The organism is Niastella sp. OAS944 (assembly GCA_024809215.1).
GTDB lineage: Bacteria > Bacteroidota > Bacteroidia > Chitinophagales > Chitinophagaceae > Niastella.
Map to the genome: position 1 here is coordinate 518,867 of JANUBW010000002.1, position 18,241 is coordinate 537,107.

Below are 18,241 nucleotides of genomic sequence, written 5' to 3' on the forward strand. Positions count from 1 at the left end.
AATGACGGATTTTAAGTTTATACACTTATCCGTTATCATATGAAACTATTACCGACTAATTTTTTCATATTGCTACCCTTTATTGTAGCATTTCTGGCCTTTGTTATCTTCTACTCCCGGGCCATCATATTTTTTGGTTTGAAAAAACTAAAACGCTTCACCGTCATCATGCTTAGCGCACTTGTTGTTCTGATCGCATTATATTTTATTAAATACATCAGCGACACCAGGTTAATTCCCACAGGTATTATCGATATCAGTTACGATGCAAAAAACCGGATCGTAAAACTCATTTGCCTGGCTGCCGTATTGATCTTTGCCATTATCAGTATCAATAAAGAAAAGCAAACTTCCTGGCTAACCGCGGTATGGGTGGCAATTGTAGTGCTAAATGTTGCGGAAGTTTTGTGGAATGCCTATCTGTATATAAACTATAAAGTTCCTGAACTTGCCGCCGATAATCCAACCCATATAAAGCTCATTTTAGAACATACTATTAACCCCAGGAATTACCTAACCAATATGATCTACCCTGCCTGCTGGGTACTCATAAGCGCTTTAAGCCTGGTAAAGATCAGAAGGGAAAAACTCCGCCAGGTAGTACATACTTATCCGTCTTATAGTAAAATCGTATCATTGTAGGAACTAATCAAACCTGTTCCTTACAATGGAATTACTCAGTTTTTACCTGCTAATACCATACGCAGTACTGATCTTAGTTGCATTCATTGTTTTCTATAATGCTGTTAAGCGCCCGGGGCTGCGGTGGCTGAACAAGGTAACGGTTATAACACTTATTGTTTTTACCGTTATCATCTTTTTACCGGTGTTAAAAATGCGGTTGTATTTCTTACCGCACGTATTACCAGACGGGATCCTTTCAATGCTTCCCAAAACATTGATGCTAACGATTTCGGCTATCCTGGTCCTCTTTTATATTATCTCTGCTATTAAATTATGGAAAGGCGGAAACACCCATGTTCTTAAAGCTGTATGGATTGTAATTGCCGTATTGAGTATTACCGATGTGGTTTGGCAGGCGTTGCTGTTTTTAGTGTATGTTCCATTATTTACCAGGCAGGATTTTTCAAGAGAAGGCATATTCAGTACCATTTTAATAGCATTTATGCTGAATGTAACTATAATTACACCGCTGTTTTGGGCAATTATAAGTTGTATGGGCCTGGTAAAGATCAGAAGAGAAAACAAACGCCGCCTGGCGGAAGAAATGGCATCATAAAAAAAATGTTACCTTCGCCGCCATTTTTACAATCCCAATATGAAACTCGAAGAACAATTAAAGCAACGCAGCGGCAATCAGTGTGAGTTATGTAAATCTACAGATGCATTGAAAATATACGAGGTAGCGCCGCAACCTTATGGTGATGCCAGCGACAGTATTTTTATTTGCGATACCTGCCGTACACAGATCGATAAAAAAGCGGAGCTCGATGCAAAGCACTGGAGCTTGTTATCAGAAACCATGTGGAGCGAGGTTCCCGGTATACAGGTAGTTTCATGGCGAATGCTGAACCGCTTGAAACAGGAAAGCTGGGCCAGCGATAACCTCGATATGATGTACCTCGATGATGAACGCCTTGCCTGGGCAAAAGCCAGTGGCGACCATGAGAACGACGCCGCCGTTGAATTGCACAAAGACAGTAATGGCCATCAATTGCATAATGGCGATACAGTTGTTCTTACCAAAAGCCTCGATGTAAAAGGCTCTACGCTCAACGCTAAAATGGGCACTGTTGTAAGAAATATAAGGTTGGTTGAGGATAATACCGAGCAGATTGAAGGGAGAATTGAGGGGCAGGTGATTGTTATCTTAACGAAGTATGTGAGAAGACAGGGTTAGTTGACGAGTTAACAAGGTTGTTCTAGGTGCGGCAGCTTGAGTAATAGTTGATATGTTGATAGAGGTGATAAAGTTGATAAAGGAAATACAGCTACCGCGCTTTGAGAATAATTACTGGATCTTGCGCCGCCGGAAATTTATTGCCGATTGCCGATTGACTCCTGTTTATTAAATTGTCTAATGCTCGATAACAACCAAATAGCTAAACTAGATCAACCAGCCTGGAACGCATTGACCAGCGTTCAGCAAAACTTTGCTACCGGTACCGCACATGTTAAACGGTACCGGCGCGGCATACTTCCTTTTGCAGCATGTGAGCCCGGCCATGAAAAAGAAATTGGTTCACTGACTACTATGCTTGCACCGGGTGAGATCTTTTACCTCATTGGCGAGCTTCCACCGCTGCCTTCCAGTTTTACAGTATTAAAAGAATTGCCCTGCGCACAAATGGTGCTGCAGAAGCCGCTTCCCGATTTAAAGAATGTTTTGCCCCTTCAACCACTTACGGCAGATCATAAAGATGAAATATATGACCTCATCAACAGCGTGCAGCCTGGCTATTACGAACCAGACACGTATCAGTTGGGTCTTTATTTAGGCATAAGACAGGACCGTAAGTTGGTAGCCATTGCCGGCACACGTATGCGGCTCGATGGCTTAACTGAACTAAGCGCTATTTGTACCGATCCTGAATATACCGGGCGTAAATATGCACAACAATTAATATGGGGTCTTTGCAAATACAACCTCGCTGCTGGCCTTACGCCCTTCCTGCATGTAATTGAAACCAACGAACGAGCCATTGGTTTGTATGAATACATGGGGTTTGTTAGAAGAAGAACGATCTCTTTCTGGCAGTTGCAGAATCGTAAAACGTGAGACGGCAAACGTGAAACGGTTCACCCACTTTGAGATTAATACGCGCCTTGCACCACCCGAAACTTATAGGCGATTGCCGACAAAACCCGAGCCTCGAAATTGAGCGGCCGATTGCCGTTTCACGTTTCACGTTTTACGTTTCACGTTTTACGCAGATTATCAAATTGTTTCTTCGTACTTTCATACACTCCAAAAAGTAACTTGCACCGCTTTAAAAACCAATGCTATGGCATCAAGAACATCTATACTGTTTTTATTATCGTTGTTGACCATCCCTTTTATTTCAAATGCGCAGCTAAAAGCGCCGGTGGTAGATGATCTGGGATATCGTGGCGGTTCTATTAATGGTATTAAGATCACACCCAACGCCCTTAATTATATCGTATTTGGCGACTGGGGACGCAATGGTGAGAACTATCAAAAAGAAGTAGCAGCCGGTATGGGCAAGGCGGCACATGACCTCAATGCAACTTTTGTTATTGCAACCGGCGATAATTTTTATCCTTATGGCGTAAACAGCACCCAGGATTATCATTGGATCAGCTCGTTTGAATCCATCTACCGCGCACAGTCGCTTCATGTTAAATGGTACCCGGTGCTGGGCAATCACGATTATATTTCAAACCCCGAGGCACAGGTACAATACAGCAATATCAGCTCCCGCTGGACGCTGCCCGCCCGTTATCATTCAAAAAAGTTCTTTATCAATGGCGATACTTCACAAGGGGTGCTTTTTGCCTTTATAGATACCGACCCGCTTGAAAAGAAAATGCGTGGTAATAAACCAGACTCTATAAAATATCCGGCCGGTGGTGCAGAGGCACAGATCGCCTGGCTTGAAAGTATTTTAAACGACAACTCTGTTAAATGGAAAATAGTGGTAGGCCATCACCCCGTATATACCGGTGGCTGGCGTAATACCTTCCAGGATACAAAGAATATGCAGGGCCTGCTTGAACCATTGTTTAAAAAATATAATGTAGATGTTTATATCTGTGGCCACGAACATCACCAGGAGTATTACAAACCCGAAGGCAAAACACATTACATTATCTCAGGCGCAGGTTCCGAAGGCCGGCCAGCAGCTATAAAACCAACCGGCAGCCGCTGGATCTCTTCAGAACAGGGTTTTGCCGCCATCTCCATGACACGGGATAATATGTTGGTTCAATTTATAAACTACAAAGACCAGATCATTAAGTCGCAATTGATCATTAAATAAGTTGACGAGTTGACGAGGGAGTTGATAAGTTGATGAAGTTGATAAAGGTAATACAGGCACCGCAATAGGACCAATAGCGAAGCGTAGCCGAAAAATCACATTGGCTCAAGCCAAGGGAAAAAAGCTGATGGCGAGCGCAGCGATGCCTGAAGCAACTGAATAACTCAATAACCTGCAACTTAAACCCCAAAACTAAGAACTAAAAACTGAGAACTAAGAACTGAGAACTGAACAAAAAAGTTAACCAGTCAATTTCTCCGTTTCATGTTCTATAAACTTTCGGAACCTTTCACGCAACGAAACATACCAAAGAACCATCTGCTTCGCTTCTTCAGAGATAGTTGATCCCCCACCCTTTTCGCCACCGGTAGCAGTGATCACCAGGGGGCTGCCAACCTTTTCATTAAGGCGGTTCACAATTTCCCAGGCTTTCTTATACGACATACCCATTTTTTTTGCAGCCTGATTTATAGAGCCCGTTTCTTCAATTAATTGTAATAACTCAACAGGACCAGGACCAAAAAAGCGGGTACCATTACCTTCCAGCCATAAGCTGCCATTTACCCTGAACTCGCCTTTTGTCAATATGTCCTTCATTTGCTTTTTCATATTGCAATAATAATTATTTCAACGGAGTTTACCACTAACATATATAACTAATACCTTACGTGTCATCTTTACAAATCACATTTATCACTAACGTGTATACGTAGTTATACTAATGGTGAATGGTTATTAATAATACTTTGACATTCATCACTTGATACATCATTTTATTCTTTCTATTTTTCGGCCACTTATTTCACAAACCAATACCGAATATGAAGTCCATTTGTACGACAGCCCTATTTCTAAGTCTCTCTGTTTTATCATTTGCCCAGGTACAGCCTGAGTTTGAATTTCAAATTGGAACCACTTTTACAAAAGTAAACTGGATGCAGCAAACAAACACCGGTTCGCTGGTAGCTGCAACAGACCAGGCCCTGGTGGGCATCGATCCCAAAACTAAAAAGATCAATTGGGAAATTAAAGAACTGGGAAGCGCCAGTGAAAACAAGTTCGAGAACATTGAAGGCACGCCTTATTTCATGGTTGAAACGGCCAAAACGCTGGGTTTTGGTAAACCGCAAACCAGCATCATCGAAGCTGAAAGTGGTAAGATCGTTTTCAACAGCAACGAAGCCGACATGAAGATCTCTGGTAAAAGACCTTTATACGACCTGGGCGCATTGCTCATTGAAGGCACCCGTAACAAACGCAGCTTTATTGCCCTGCTCGATTTTGGTACCGGAAAAGAAAGATGGTCGAAAGACATTGGCGCCGCCAAAACAGGCTTGCGCGCGTTGTTAAACACAAAAAGCATTTTTACCGTTCCGCCAATGGTCGATAAAAATGGCAACCTGATCATCATTGACAAGGAAATCGTGACTTGCCTTAACAGTAATGACGGCGCTGAAGTTTGGAGAAAAGAATTCAAAGAGAAAATTGAAGACGCCCTGCTTACTTACGACAGATCGAGCGTTTTCGTATCATACGAAAACCGCATCGACCTGTTGAAAACAGAAAGCGGCGTTAGTGCTTATGGCGAAAAGCTGTTAAAGCTGAATGGTAAATGTAATGGCCTGGCCCCTTATGATGAAAAAAGCTACATTCTGAAACATTCTGAAGGAGTGAACATCATCGATGCAGTAACCGGTGAGCTGCGCTGGAAAAAAGAAAGCTCACTGGATAACATCAACGATATTCGTTTAACGGCCCATGGTATTCTGGCCATTAACAATGAAGAAAAAGAAACCAAGTTTTACCTGGTTAACAATGAAGGTAAAAAGGTTTGGAAGTTTGAATTGAGCAGTCCGGCCGCCATCATTGAGCCCACCGAAAAAGGTATTTTATATTTTACCGATTCAAGGGCCAACCTGGTAGAATATGAAAAAGGTAAAGAGCTGTGGAAAAGGGATATCAAGATCCGCAAACGCCCTGCCTTTGGATTCGATAATGAAAAAAACCGTCTGCTGGTTTATTCAGACGATAAACTGAATGCGTTCAGCCTGAGCGATGGCACCATGACCGTATTGACAGAAGCGCTTCCGTTGAAAGACTACGACGAGGACAAAGAACTTGCTACTATTGAAGTAAGAAAGAACGGTTATTTCATTAACTCTTTACAAAATACTTCGCTGGTTGATTTTGATGGCAAAGTAATTTTTAACCACAATTACAAAGAAGCCGGCTTAAGCAAAGGCACACGTGCGTTGATGAAAGGCGCTGCCGTTGCCGCCTATGTTTATACAGGAGTTAAAACCGTGCAATCTCTTCGCATGCGCCCCGCCACAGATGCCAAGGGCCAACCTGTTAACGAGATCTATGTTGACAAAAGCACCTCTACCTATAAATCAGGAGCGGCCGCAGGCACTGGCGCCGATCTGTTGTTCGCCGTGGCCAAACAACGCTTTAATGCAACCAAAGCAACCAAAGATGCCATTTACATTCTCACCAAATTTGAAGATGGCGTGAATGGATTGGTAAAAGTTGACAAAGATTCAGGAAAAGACGTAGTGAAAATACCATTTGGCGATAAAGACCCTGCCTATATTGTTGACGAAGCAGAGAACAAACTGTACGTAGTTATAAAAGATAAATTTGTACAGTCATATGATCTGAACGCGTCTAAATAATTTCTGGCGAAATATTTCCAGGCTGCTCCAACAATGGAGCAGCTTTTTTATTATAACACTTGTCATCCCGCAACCGGTGATGCACCGGTCAGGAGCATCGACTAATCGGGTATATGGTTAAAAAATAACCGTTTTACCAATTGTTTTATATAGAAATGCCTTATCTTATGATCCAAACCCTTAATACATACTTAAAACTATTTCCGTTTGGAAAAAAGTATGCTTGCTACCAACACCTATGCCGGCGATGTCATTTTAGTATCGATAGAAAAGCGAACAGGAATTATAAATGCCATCTGGCCAACACAAGCCAGGCTGCATGGAGTGGCCGGAAAGCGGTGTGTAGGCAAAAAGATCCAACAATTTCTTACCCCGGCCTCCAAAATGGTATACAAAACGGCCATTACAAAAAAAAATATACATCGGGATTCCCTTATACATCTTGAGCTCTGTTCAAAAAAATTACCACCGGCTTCATATACCTGTTCGGTTTGGCATATGCGAAAACAACCGCTTGTACTGGTTATATATAAAAAACAAGCAGCCGGCGATGAACTTATAGAGAAAAAGCAGGCCGAGCAAATGGTACTGGCGGCAAAAAATAAGTTCAAACGCATTTTGGAAAAGATAACCACGCCCATTGCCGTGTATGAGATACGGGAACCCAAACGATTTGTTTTTATCAATCCCAAGTTTACCGAATGGTTTGGTTATACCATTGAGGACATGCCCGATATGGACCATTGGCGAAAAGTTGCCTACCGCGACGATGGCTATTTCCTGCAGATGCAGAAAATATGGCGTAGTGAGTTGATAAAAGTGCAGACCGGGGAAAAGCCGGAATCCTGCCCTTTAGAGATCACCCTCTATTGCAAAGACGGCAGTACAAAGGACATTGAAATGTCTTTTTCTACAGCTAATAACCTCTGCTATATTACCTTTAACGATGTTACCGAACGGAATTGCATTACAAGGGCCTTGCGGGAAAGCGAAGAAAAATTCCGGAACATTTCCGAACAATTACCAATTCCCATTTGTGTATTTAGCGACAATGGCGACACCCGGTTCCTGAACAACGCCTTTAACGAAACCTTTGGTTATACCAAAGAAGATATTCCCACCCAGGAGGATTGGCTTACAAAAGCTTATCCCGATGCAAACTACCGCAACGAAGTAATAGCCCATCGCGAACAAGCGAAACAACACCCGTCCCGAAACAGAATAACGTTTGTTAGCCAGTTTGAGGTAACCTGTAAGGACGCGTCAAAAAAGGTCATTGAGTTTTTTGTGTCCATTGGCAATAATAATGTGTATGTGGTGGCCAACGATATTTCGGGCAAGGTAAAAGCCGAACTGGAACTGAAACAATCGCACCAGCAATTAAGAGAGCTTTCTTCTTACCTCGAAAACATAAGGGAAGAAGAAAGAAAACATATTTCACGCGAAATACATGATGAGTTAGGACAGCAATTAACGCTGTTAAAACTCGACCTGTTACAAATGAGCAAAAAATTACACCCCGACGAAAAAGAAATGATCGAGAACATGAAACAGGCCGATCAGTTGCTGGCCGACACCATGCGATCGGTACGCAAAATTGCCACCCAGCTCAGGCCCAGCATCCTCGACAACCTGGGATTGGTTAGTGCGCTGGAATGGCAAAGCCGCGAATTTGAAAAGAACTTCGGCATCAAATGCGTATTTGAAAGCCTGTTGAACGAACCACAATTCACTACCAAACAATCCAATTCCCTGTTCCGTATTTATCAGGAAGCGCTTACCAATATCGCGCGCCATGCCGGCGCTACGCTGGTAGATGCTGTTCTGTCGCAGGAAGATTCGAGGTTTGTTTTGGAGATCCGTGATAACGGCAAAGGATTTCGCATGGAAGATATGGCCCACAGAAAAACACTTGGGTTGAAGGGCATGCAGGAAAGGGCATTGATGATCGATGGGGATTTCCAAATACAAAGCAAACCCGGTGCGGGAACTTATATTCAAATATCCATTCCAATACTAATCACTAACCAGGAAATTAGCCAACAGTGACAAAATTTTTAATAGCCGACGATCACAGCCTTATCCGTAAAGGCCTTAGCACTTTATTGCGGGAAGAATTCCCCGGCTCAGAAGTAAGCGAAGTAACCGATTCATCTGCCCTTATTAAAGAAGCCGTGGTACAGAAATGGGACCTTATTATTTCAGACATCTCCATGCCTGGCCGCAATATTTTAGAAACCCTAAAACAACTGAAAAAGATATTGCCGGCAACACCGGTGCTTATATTGAGCGTTCATCCCGAAGACCAGTATGTGGTACGGGCATTAAAAGCCGGCGCCTCAGGCTATCTTAACAAAGAAAGCCATCCCGATGAGCTGTTAAAGGCTGTAAGGCAATTGCTGCAGGGAAAAAAATATATCAGCGCCGAAGGGGCCGAAAAACTGGCCGCAGCTTTTGGCGATGACCCCAACCAATTACCGCACGAAAAGCTGTCGGAGCGCGAGTTTGATGTGCTAAAGCGTATAGCTTCGGGCAAAACCGTTTCCGAAATAGCCGCCTCATTATCATTGAGCGTAAACACTATTAGTACTTATCGCTCGCGTATACTGGAGAAAATGGGGATGGGGAATAATGCCGAATTAACGGTGTATGCGATTGAGAATAAGCTTATTTAGTTAACTGGTTAACGAGTTGACGAGGAAAATACAAAGCAGGCCTTTCGGTATACCGGAAGGCTTGTTTATTTGTTGAAAGGCGGAGCGCAGCGAAGCAAAAATATGCCGTTGGCATTGCCAGTAATAATGCCAACGGCGAGCGAAGCGAAGCTTAACTGTATTTGCCTTTTCATTATCACATTATCACATTAGCAAATTATCACATTAACAATTGTAGTACCAACAACTACAAACAGTAATTGTCACCATGACACAAAAACAACAACTGCCCCTATTTGCCAGGGACCAACATTGATGCACCTTTGCATTCCAAACAAACAGGCATGAATGAACAGCAGCAATCTCTGTATCCTCTTAATTGACGATTCGGCCTTATTCATTCATCGTATCAAAACACTGCTAACTGAACGTTATAACGACAGCCTCTCTATTGCAACAGCGGGTTGCTATGAAGATGGTTTAACGATGTTCGCCCTAAAGACGCCACACCTTATTTTCCTTGACATCAATCTGCCCGACAGGACAGGCATTGATTTACTGATGAAGGTCAGGGAAAAGAACCGGCATGTAAAGATTGCCATGCTTACAAATAACGACCCTGGGGAATATTACGAAACATGCATGCGCCTTGGAGCTGATTACTATGTAGAGAAGTCTATGGGGTTTGACTCTATTACAGGCATAACAGACGAGGCCCTGGAAAGCCTTGTAAAACAAAAGTAAAATAGCTATGAAATTGAGTGACGGATGGTCACCCGATGGTTTGCCAAAAGGCCAATCAGAAGCGGTGTATTATGCTATCATTGATCACGACGGCAGAATTCATTCTATGAATACAGCCATGAACACAACCTTTGGCCCGGGCACATCCCGCCAACTGGATTATTTTCAATCGTTGCTGTCTGAAACCGATCGCGAAGTATTCACTACCCTACTGGCATCCAATGAAAACCCCTATCAATCCTTCCCAATTAATCTGTATACCTATTCAGGCCCAACCAGGCAGATAGTATATAAATGGTCATTCTTTCAACTCGTTTCCGGAAAAGAGGCGAAAGGTTGTATCCTGTGCGCAGGCCATAGCAGCTCAGCGGCCCTGCAGGCAGAGAATGCATCCACCATTCAACCATCTGCACCTACCCATAAAAACAATGACACCGCGCTAAGCGATATGTTACTCAAAATGCTGGACCATGAGCGGCTGGTGATTGGACAGGAGCTACATGATAATGTGAACCAGCTTCTCTGTTCCGCCAAACTGCACCTCGACCTGGTGCAGGTATATAAAACAGAGAACCAGAAAGCAAAAAGTGTAACCATTCAATTATTGAAAGAAGCAATAGACGAGATCAGGAAGCTATCGCGCGGCATGGTGTTACAAAAACTACAAAAAGATACCCTACTCGAAAGTGTAAAAGCTTTTATTGAAGACGTAAAACAGATCCACAAAATAAATATCATATTCGGGATCCATCATTTCAATGAAGAACTAATTTCCGACCATAAGAAAGTAAACATATATCGTATCCTGCAGGAACAATTCAGGAACATCATAGAGCACAGCAGAGCCAAGACGGTGGTTATGACCCTCGAAACCGATGATAAACATGTAGAGTTGATCATAGACGATGATGGCATCGGTTTCGACCTTAACCACCAGGTAGACGGAATTGGATTGATAAACATAAGAGAACGGGCTAAGCACCTCTATGGTAACAGTGAGATCATTACCTCGCCGGGCAAAGGTTGCCGGCTGCATATTACGATTCCTATTTGAAAACCAATACATATAACAGGGTGCAATTGAAATGTGTTGAATAAGGTACCTGTTACTGTCAATGCAAAGTAATTGAGCATTGTAACGTACGCAAAAGCTTCTGATAAACGATCAGGAGCTTTTTGCTTTTTATAGGTTATATTGTACGAAAATAAAGCCATATGATAAACGATCACGCCCAGGTGAACGGCATTAAAATATATTATGAAATATACGGTGATGGCCAACCGTTAGTATTGTTACATGGCGGTGGTTCAACCATACAAACCACCTTTGGCAACTTAATTCCGTTGCTCGCAAACAAGTACCGCGTCATTGCCATTGAACTGCAAAACCATGGCCGTAGCGGCTATAGAATGGAACCACAAACCTTTTCGCAGGATGCCGATGATGTAGCAGCACTGTTACAACATTTGAATATAAACAAAGCATCTTTCTTTGGTTTCAGCAACGGCGGACATACCTGTATTGAACTGGCGCTTAGGCACCCTCATATAATTCATAAGCTGATTATGGCCGCCGCTCCTTACAAAAGAAGTGGTTTTATACCCGGCTTTTTTGAGGGCATGAATGGGGTTACGATCGACAATATGCCCAAACCCTACCACGAAGCTTTTCTGGCATTGACACCAGATAAAGAAAGGTTGCAAATTATGTTTGAAAGAGACCGCGACAGAATGATCGCATTCAAAGACTGGACCGATGATCAAATAAGATCGATTACAGCACATACCCTGCTTATAAATGGTGATAATGATGTAATGACGGTTGAAAACACCGTTGAAATGTACCGGTTAATTGCCAATTGCCGCCTGGCCATATTACCAGGTATCCATGGCCAATACATTGGCGAACTTACAACATCAAAAAATGGAAAGAAAGATGCAGCAGCCATAATGCCGCTGATAGAGGAATTCCTCGATAGCTGAAAAATAAAAACCCCGCCCCAGGATTAACCGGGACGGGGTTCGTTATTAAAACGCAGTTCAAATTCAATTATTGTTCGTTTGCATCTTTTTTACTTCCCAGTATTTTTGCATCGCGGGTGTTCTTTTGCACGGCAATAGCGCCAAACAAAGCCAGCAGGAAAGAAAACGCATAATAACCCTTTTCGCTGGGCAAAATGGCGGCATTCCATAACCCCACTACAAGCAATACAACTGCCAGAATGGTACAGAACCAGCTTAAGCCATAATAGATATCGGTAACGGGAATACCTTCCAATCTGTCCCGAACACTTTTTTGAACAGAGATAACAGCAAAAAGACCGAACATTAAAACCGTAAAATAATATCCCTTTTCATTCAGCTGCATTTCAGCACGCCATAAGCCTATTAAAAAGCCAAGCATACCTGCGCCAAGCGCTATCCAGGATGCAGCAATAAAGGCATTTGATGGTTTTTGGTTCATGGGTTGTTTGTTTTAAGGTCAATAAAGATATAGTCAAAATCCATAAAATATTCACAAAAAAGACACTATAACGCTAAAATACCTGGAAAAAATCCCAAATCTCAAAATACAAGAACCAAAAAATAAATACCAAAAAAAACTACAATATAAAAGCATGGGTTGAATTTATTTGGTTCCTGGATCTTGATTTTTTGGAATTTCCGGCCGACAGGCGGGAATTATCTTACAAATGGATATCCGGCATAATAATTCTATCTTTAAGTACTGTCACATCCGCACTCTGCACATAATGTTTGCCATTAAAATTGATAAAGATCATGAACAGACACTTATCTACTACCACAGCTGTACTGTTTATTGTGTTGCTATTTTCATGCAGGGAAAGAAAACAACCGATGCTTGCCAAAGAGATAAACGCTATCAATTTAAAAACAGGCGATGTAATACTTTGCGGCCCTGATGATAAAGGTGTGGGTAAAGTTTCGTTTATTATTTCGGGTGATGATAGTCTTACCAAACAATTCAACTTTGCCATTGCCTTGCTGCATTCATTTGAATACGATGAAGCAGAAAAAGTATTCGCCAAAATAATTCAGTATGATCAACACTGCGCCATGGCTTACTGGGGTGTTGCCATGTGTAATTTTCATCCCTTATGGACGCCGCCCGAAACACCCGAATTAACAAAAGGTCAAAAGGCATTGGAAATTGCAAAATCAATTGAACCTAAAACGCCTCGCGAAGCAGATTATATAAATGCCTTACTTGCCTATTATAACAATTGGGAAAAACTCGACCATCGTACCCGCTGCAACCAATATGAAGCAGCAATGAGATCTTTATCGGAAAAATATCCCAACGATAAAGAAGCAACGATCTTTTATGCATTGGCCATCGATGCGGCAGCGGACCCCGCCGATAAAACCTATGTAAAACAAAAAAAGGCCGGGCAAATACTCAACGGCCTTTATGCAAGTGCGCCTTACCATCCCGGTATCATACATTATATCATTCACACGTACGATTATCCCGAACTGGCCGACCAGGCATTACCGGCGGCGCAAAAATATGCATCGGTAGCATCAGCATCGGCCCATGCGCAGCATATGCCATCGCACATCTTTATTCGTTTAGGTATGTGGGATGAAAGTATACAATCGAACCTGGCATCGATGTCAGCAGCCAAATGTTATGCAGAAAATTCAGGGATAAAAGGCCATTGGGATGAAGAGCTGCACGCCATGGACTACGTAGTGTATGCCTATTTACAAAAGAAAGACCTGAAGCATGCCAAAGAACAATGGGACTACCTGAATACATTCAATCAGGTTTCGCCCCCCAACTTCAAAGGCGCCTATACCTTTGCCGCTATTCCTGCCCGGTATGTGCTGGAAAACAGGTTGTGGAAAGAAGCAACGCAATTAACCACCACGCCAGCCGGTTTTCCCATGCAACAATTTCCCTGGCAACGGGCCATTATACATTTTGCCCGGGCGCTGGGTTTTATTCATACCAACAAAGTTGATAGCGCAAAAAACGAATTGGCCATTTTAAATCAGCTGCGCAATGATCTGCTGGCAAAAAAAGAAAGCTATAAGGCCAACCAGGTAGACATTCAGATAAAAGCGGTAGAAGGCTGGATCTTGTTGAAACAGGGCAATAAGGCAGGTGCGCTGGAAAGAATGAGCCTGGCGACAGATATGGAAGACAAAACCGAAAAGCATCCTGTTACACCGGGCGAAGTATTACCCGCCCGTGAATTGCTGGGCGATATGTACCTTGAATTAAAAGACTCAGAACAAGCCCTGGAAGCCTACCAGGCCGACCTGGAAAAGCATCCCAACAGGTATAATGGTTTGAACGGCGCCTCACAATCGGCTGCCTTATGCGGCAAAAAGGACCTGGCAGATTATTATTCCAAGCTCATTGCTGCAATTACAGCTCCCAAAACTACAGCTGTGGCAAAGGCACAGTAATTATTTCAGTTCTTGGTTCATAGTTCTCCGTTCATAACCTCAAATCTGAGGTCATTAACCTGGTTTTTGAATGGATTTTTCAATATACACCTGTAACCAAGTCATTTATTGCCTTCGCCAATCGGATTGTAGTCTTCGCCAGTGGGGTTTACCTCACTCCAACCCGGCATTTGACGTTGCCAATTCAGTATTTGATATTACCAACTCAGTTTTTGACATTACCAGCTCAGTTTTTCATTACACCTATCCGGGAATTTGACATTACCAACCGGTATTGGGCCTCACCCAACTCAGTTTTTCACTAAACAAGTTGGGTACAGGCTTTACCTGATTGGGCGAAGGCTATTACCTGATTGGGCAAAGGCTATTACCTGATTGGCGAAGGCTACTACCTGATTGGCGAAGGCTATTACTCGATTGGGAGAGGCTGTTACCTGATTGGTGAAGGCTATTACCTGGTTGGGAGAGGCTACTACCTGATTGGCGAAGGCTATTACTCGATTGGGAGAGGCTATTACCTGATTGGTGAAGGCTATTACCTGGTTGGGAGAGGCCATTACCTGATTGGGAGAGGCTATTACCTGATTTGTGAAGGCTATTACCCGATTGGGAGAGGCTATTACCCGATTGGGAGAGGCTATTACCTGATTGGGAGAGGCTATTACCTGATTGGGAGAGGCTATTACCTGATTTGGGATCTCAAAAACCTGATCGACTATCTCAATTACTGAATTGGGGCAGGCTAATTATTCAACAATACCCTCACTTTAACCTTTCCAGTACGCCTTTCCGTTTTACAATGTTCTTATAATCCCATTGAATGTCACGTGCCTTTTTCAACCAACGTTTGAGATCGGTTTTATTCACTTGCTTTGATTCTATATACCGGGCCTCTGCTGCCTTAAAGCTTCCCTCCTTTTGCAGACCGGCTTCATCAAAACTTTGACCGCTCCAGAATAACAGCCGAATACCACCCTTTAGTTTGCTATACCCAACAACAGGGTTACCTGCTAAAAACCAAACCGGGTGGGCATGCCAGATCTTATTCTCTGCATCGGGCAGTGCGGCATCTATTTCTTTTGCCAGCAGATCGCAGATCGCCTTCTCTTCAGGAGATTGGTTATTGTTATAAGCCTGAACATCGGGATGCATAAAATAAGCGTTTAGAGATTTGAATATACGGAGTTTTTTATTCTGATTCACGTTTAGCCGGTTTCAACCCGTGGTTCATCGTTTTTTGCGGGTTTCTTTAAAAGATCGGGGTCGAAGTTGTTTAGATGCACGTAAGTAGCCAACTATGACGTTCGGGACCGGCCAACCCTGTTACTTCATATCAATGGCATTCGATGTTCTACGCCAGCCGGTTTCAACCCCAATGTATATAAAGTAGTGGCCTTTCAATTGATACAGCAGATTCTTTTTTGTTACCTTTTGATGTTCATCTACCAGTGGTATGTATACTATTTTCAACTTACTATCATACACAATTAACTCCCGCTGATCTTCAATACTGGCAAATTCAAATCCTATATGTATTCTGTTAAGCTTTGCGGTTCTGGTTTTGAAAAGCTTAACTGTGTCATTCAATTTATTGCCATCAATTGTGAAAGCCGAAACAGACTGCCCGCCATACATTGTAGAACCTATACTATTCATCACTGCTAAATAATATGGCTTGTTATTTATTGTAACGGTATACATAGCAGAACAGTCTTCTCCCCCATCACCGTCTTCAATAGCAGGCACTTTTGTAAACACCTTACCATTGGCTTTCCACTGATAAATGGCTTTATAAAAATGCTGCGTGCCGCCAACCCAGGTGTCCCAGGTATAAATGCGAAAGTTTCCATCGCTGGATGTTTCTACTGCGCAAATGCTGCTGTCTGAAAACTTCTCAAAAGGATATTTTAATGTACCTGGATTGTTTTGAATAAACCGGGTAAATTCCTTTTCAAATTTATTGGAATATCCCTCAATACTATCATAGCTAACATGGGTAAAAGACAACATTTTTGAATACAGTTTCGCCAGCTTATCTTCTTCTGTGGCAAGGCTTTTATTCTGCGAAAAAGCGTTTTGGTTGGCGAGAAATGTCAACATGAGAATAAAAAAGAATATCTTAAAATAGTCCTGGGAATTACCTGGCAAAGACATATTAATAAGTGTTTAACCTGGCTCCAAAATAGACATTTAAAAACATCAGATATGTTAAAACAAAAGCAGCCTCTCGCGAAGCTGCTTTGTTTAAAATACATAGTATATAAGTTAGATCTATTTATCGTTCATCAACAATTTCTCCAGCCTTTCAAGCCGCTCTTTCAGTTCCTTATTTTCTTTTTGCAATTGCTCAATGCGCAACTGCTGATTGTTGGTGCGGTTGTCGAGCGCCTGAACGCCGGCAAGCGCCACCCCATCGGGATCTATGGTTGCAATATGCCTGTTATCTTCACCCACATTAAAGGCCGCGGCAAAGTCCTGCGCCATGGGGCCAATATGACGAATATTGCTGTCCTGTGTCTTATAGTTCCAGGAAGTGATTGGCACCATACGTAAACGCTCAAGCAGTTCTTCCCCATCAACAGTAGCAAAATTCTCCTTCATATTCACATCCGAAAGCGAAGCCCATGAACCACCACCTGCAGAAAGTGATACCCCCGCGTTTCCGTACATCTCACTGGTAATGGTGGTGCTTCCATCGCTATTCAGCTTAAGCGAATTATTGGCACAAATCAAGCTTGCATCAGTATTTTTAAAAGTCAGGCCGGTAGTAAGCGCCGTGTTGGTATAAAAGTAGCTACCGCCCGTAGCGCGTACGTTGAAAGAGTGGCTTACGGTAGGGTGAAACTGTGAGCTTGCATCGATATTTGATCCAAAGGAATAAACAAGCGGAACTGACCGGTCGGAAAATACAAAAGACCCTTGCCTTGGTGAACCTGCTGATGTAGAGGTAGAAGATCCGTAACCAAGCGCCACAGAATTTGCACCGGTTGCAGTACACCCCTCCCCAAAAGCAACAGTTCTTGAACCTGCTGCAACCGTACTTTTACCGAATGCGATCGCATTGTCGCCAAGGGCGCGTACATTTTCACCCAACGCTGTTGAATACAAGCCAATGTTTGCATCATCCCATTGTGTGCCATCTATGCTGCCCGCGCGAAAAGCAGCTTTCTGGGCGTACCACACAAAACGGGTACCTGAACCTTCAATAGGAACACCGGAGCCGGTTACTCCGCCATTGTAGTCACTTACAGCCAAAATGCTGCCGTCGTTATCAACCCTGAAACGTTCTTTATCGTGGGTATTGCCATCAGTATAAGTACCGCTGGCACTAAGAGAAACAAGGGCATTTGTACCTGCAACACCCAATCCGGTTGTGCCAACAAGCTTTACATTAATAAGGCTGTTTGTACTATTGGAAGTTTGCTGTGCCGAAGGTGCCAATTGTACATAATTACCTGCAAGCACCTGTACCCAATTGGGGCTTGCCGATGTTCCGCTGTTATAATAAAAGCCTTCGGTGCCACCGGTTTGGTATACCAGCAATCCTTTTGCCGGACTGGTTACATTAGCCGTACTGGTAACGCGTGGCACCAATACCCCTTTGCTGGTTGATTCAACATGTAATTGCGCGCTGGCATCGGGCGTTGTAGTACCAATGCCCAATTGGGCTTTAGCGCTTATAGCGAAAGCAAATAATGGCAGCATTAAAAATCCTGGTCTCATGAGTAAGGGTTTCATTTCGGGGGAATAATATAGTTATACAGAT

Annotated in this window: 18 protein-coding genes; 12 read left to right on the forward strand and 6 right to left on the reverse strand. The window is 43.0% G+C overall.

The window, feature by feature from the left end; genetic code table 11:
• Window positions 1-39 precede the first annotated feature (39 nt).
• From GGD38_RS12670 to GGD38_RS12690, 5 genes are all read left to right on the forward strand, one after another.
• Window positions 40-642, forward strand: a complete 603-nt coding sequence (locus tag GGD38_RS12670; RefSeq protein WP_375300472.1) for a hypothetical protein — start codon at window positions 40-42, stop codon at window positions 640-642.
• Between the two features lie 25 nt (window positions 643-667).
• Complete coding sequence (locus tag GGD38_RS12675; protein WP_375300471.1) at window positions 668-1,240, forward strand: hypothetical protein; 573 nt, start codon at window positions 668-670, stop codon at window positions 1,238-1,240.
• 39 nt (window positions 1,241-1,279) lie between these two features.
• Window positions 1,280-1,861: a PhnA domain-containing protein gene (locus tag GGD38_RS12680; RefSeq protein ID WP_375300470.1), complete on the forward strand. Its 582-nt coding sequence runs from the start codon at window positions 1,280-1,282 to the stop codon at window positions 1,859-1,861.
• 180 nt (window positions 1,862-2,041) lie between these two features.
• Window positions 2,042-2,740: a GNAT family N-acetyltransferase gene (locus GGD38_RS12685; RefSeq protein WP_375300469.1), complete on the forward strand. Its 699-nt coding sequence runs from the start codon at window positions 2,042-2,044 to the stop codon at window positions 2,738-2,740.
• A 226-nt stretch (window positions 2,741-2,966) separates the two neighbouring features.
• Window positions 2,967-3,962, forward strand: coding sequence for a metallophosphoesterase (locus GGD38_RS12690; RefSeq protein ID WP_375300468.1), 996 nt, complete (start codon window positions 2,967-2,969; stop codon window positions 3,960-3,962).
• 240 nt (window positions 3,963-4,202) lie between these two features.
• On the opposite strand, the gene GGD38_RS12695 is transcribed toward GGD38_RS12690, so the two are convergent.
• Window positions 4,203-4,571, reverse strand: a complete 369-nt coding sequence (locus GGD38_RS12695; RefSeq protein ID WP_375300467.1) for a winged helix-turn-helix domain-containing protein — start codon at window positions 4,569-4,571, stop codon at window positions 4,203-4,205.
• A gap of 212 nt (window positions 4,572-4,783) precedes the next feature.
• Here GGD38_RS12695 and GGD38_RS12700 point away from each other — a divergent pair, with 212 nt between their 5' ends.
• The 6 genes from GGD38_RS12700 (at window position 4,784) to GGD38_RS12725 (ending at window position 12,018) form a co-directional block, all read left to right on the forward strand.
• Window positions 4,784-6,637 carry a PQQ-binding-like beta-propeller repeat protein gene (locus GGD38_RS12700; RefSeq protein WP_375300466.1) on the forward strand — a complete coding sequence of 618 codons (1,854 nt, stop codon included), beginning with the start codon at window positions 4,784-4,786 and terminating at the stop codon, window positions 6,635-6,637.
• Window positions 6,638-6,844: 207 nt separating this feature from the next.
• Window positions 6,845-8,686, forward strand: a complete 1,842-nt coding sequence (locus GGD38_RS12705) for a PAS domain S-box protein (RefSeq protein ID WP_375300465.1) — start codon at window positions 6,845-6,847, stop codon at window positions 8,684-8,686.
• On the forward strand, window positions 8,683-9,312 hold the full coding sequence (locus GGD38_RS12710) for a response regulator (RefSeq protein ID WP_375300464.1): 630 nt from the start codon (window positions 8,683-8,685) through the stop codon (window positions 9,310-9,312). The genes GGD38_RS12705 and GGD38_RS12710 overlap by 4 nt, the downstream gene beginning before the upstream one ends.
• A 327-nt stretch (window positions 9,313-9,639) precedes the next feature.
• The gene (locus tag GGD38_RS12715) at window positions 9,640-10,035 is read left to right on the forward strand and encodes a response regulator (RefSeq protein ID WP_375300463.1); all 396 of its coding nucleotides are present in this window, start codon (window positions 9,640-9,642) and stop codon (window positions 10,033-10,035) included.
• A 7-nt stretch (window positions 10,036-10,042) separates the two neighbouring features.
• Window positions 10,043-11,089: a sensor histidine kinase gene (locus GGD38_RS12720; RefSeq protein ID WP_375300462.1), complete on the forward strand. Its 1,047-nt coding sequence runs from the start codon at window positions 10,043-10,045 to the stop codon at window positions 11,087-11,089.
• 161 nt (window positions 11,090-11,250) lie between these two features.
• Entirely contained in the window at window positions 11,251-12,018 is a 768-nt protein-coding gene (locus GGD38_RS12725; RefSeq protein WP_375300461.1) for an alpha/beta fold hydrolase, read from the forward strand.
• A gap of 67 nt (window positions 12,019-12,085) precedes the next feature.
• On the opposite strand, the gene yiaA is transcribed toward GGD38_RS12725, so the two are convergent.
• Entirely contained in the window at window positions 12,086-12,499 is a 414-nt protein-coding gene (gene yiaA / locus GGD38_RS12730; RefSeq protein WP_375300460.1) for an inner membrane protein YiaA, read from the reverse strand.
• 317 nt (window positions 12,500-12,816) lie between these two features.
• On the opposite strand from yiaA, the gene GGD38_RS12735 reads away from it, so the two are divergent.
• Entirely contained in the window at window positions 12,817-14,475 is a 1,659-nt protein-coding gene (locus tag GGD38_RS12735) for a tetratricopeptide repeat protein (RefSeq protein ID WP_375300459.1), read from the forward strand.
• 323 nt (window positions 14,476-14,798) lie between these two features.
• Here the strand turns inward: GGD38_RS12735 and GGD38_RS12740 are convergent, their stop codons facing one another.
• From GGD38_RS12740 to GGD38_RS12755, 4 genes are all read right to left on the reverse strand, one after another.
• A complete protein-coding gene (locus GGD38_RS12740; protein WP_375300458.1) occupies window positions 14,799-15,032 on the reverse strand; it encodes a hypothetical protein in 234 nt (77 codons plus the stop codon).
• Between the two features lie 205 nt (window positions 15,033-15,237).
• Window positions 15,238-15,627 carry a DUF1801 domain-containing protein gene (locus tag GGD38_RS12745; protein ID WP_375300457.1) on the reverse strand — a complete coding sequence of 130 codons (390 nt, stop codon included), beginning with the start codon at window positions 15,625-15,627 and terminating at the stop codon, window positions 15,238-15,240.
• A 171-nt stretch (window positions 15,628-15,798) separates the two neighbouring features.
• The gene (locus GGD38_RS12750; protein WP_375300456.1) at window positions 15,799-16,575 is read right to left on the reverse strand and encodes a hypothetical protein; all 777 of its coding nucleotides are present in this window, start codon (window positions 16,573-16,575) and stop codon (window positions 15,799-15,801) included.
• Window positions 16,576-16,746: 171 nt separating this feature from the next.
• Entirely contained in the window at window positions 16,747-18,198 is a 1,452-nt protein-coding gene (locus GGD38_RS12755) for a tail fiber domain-containing protein (protein WP_375300455.1), read from the reverse strand.
• Between the last annotated feature and the right edge of the window lie 43 nt (window positions 18,199-18,241).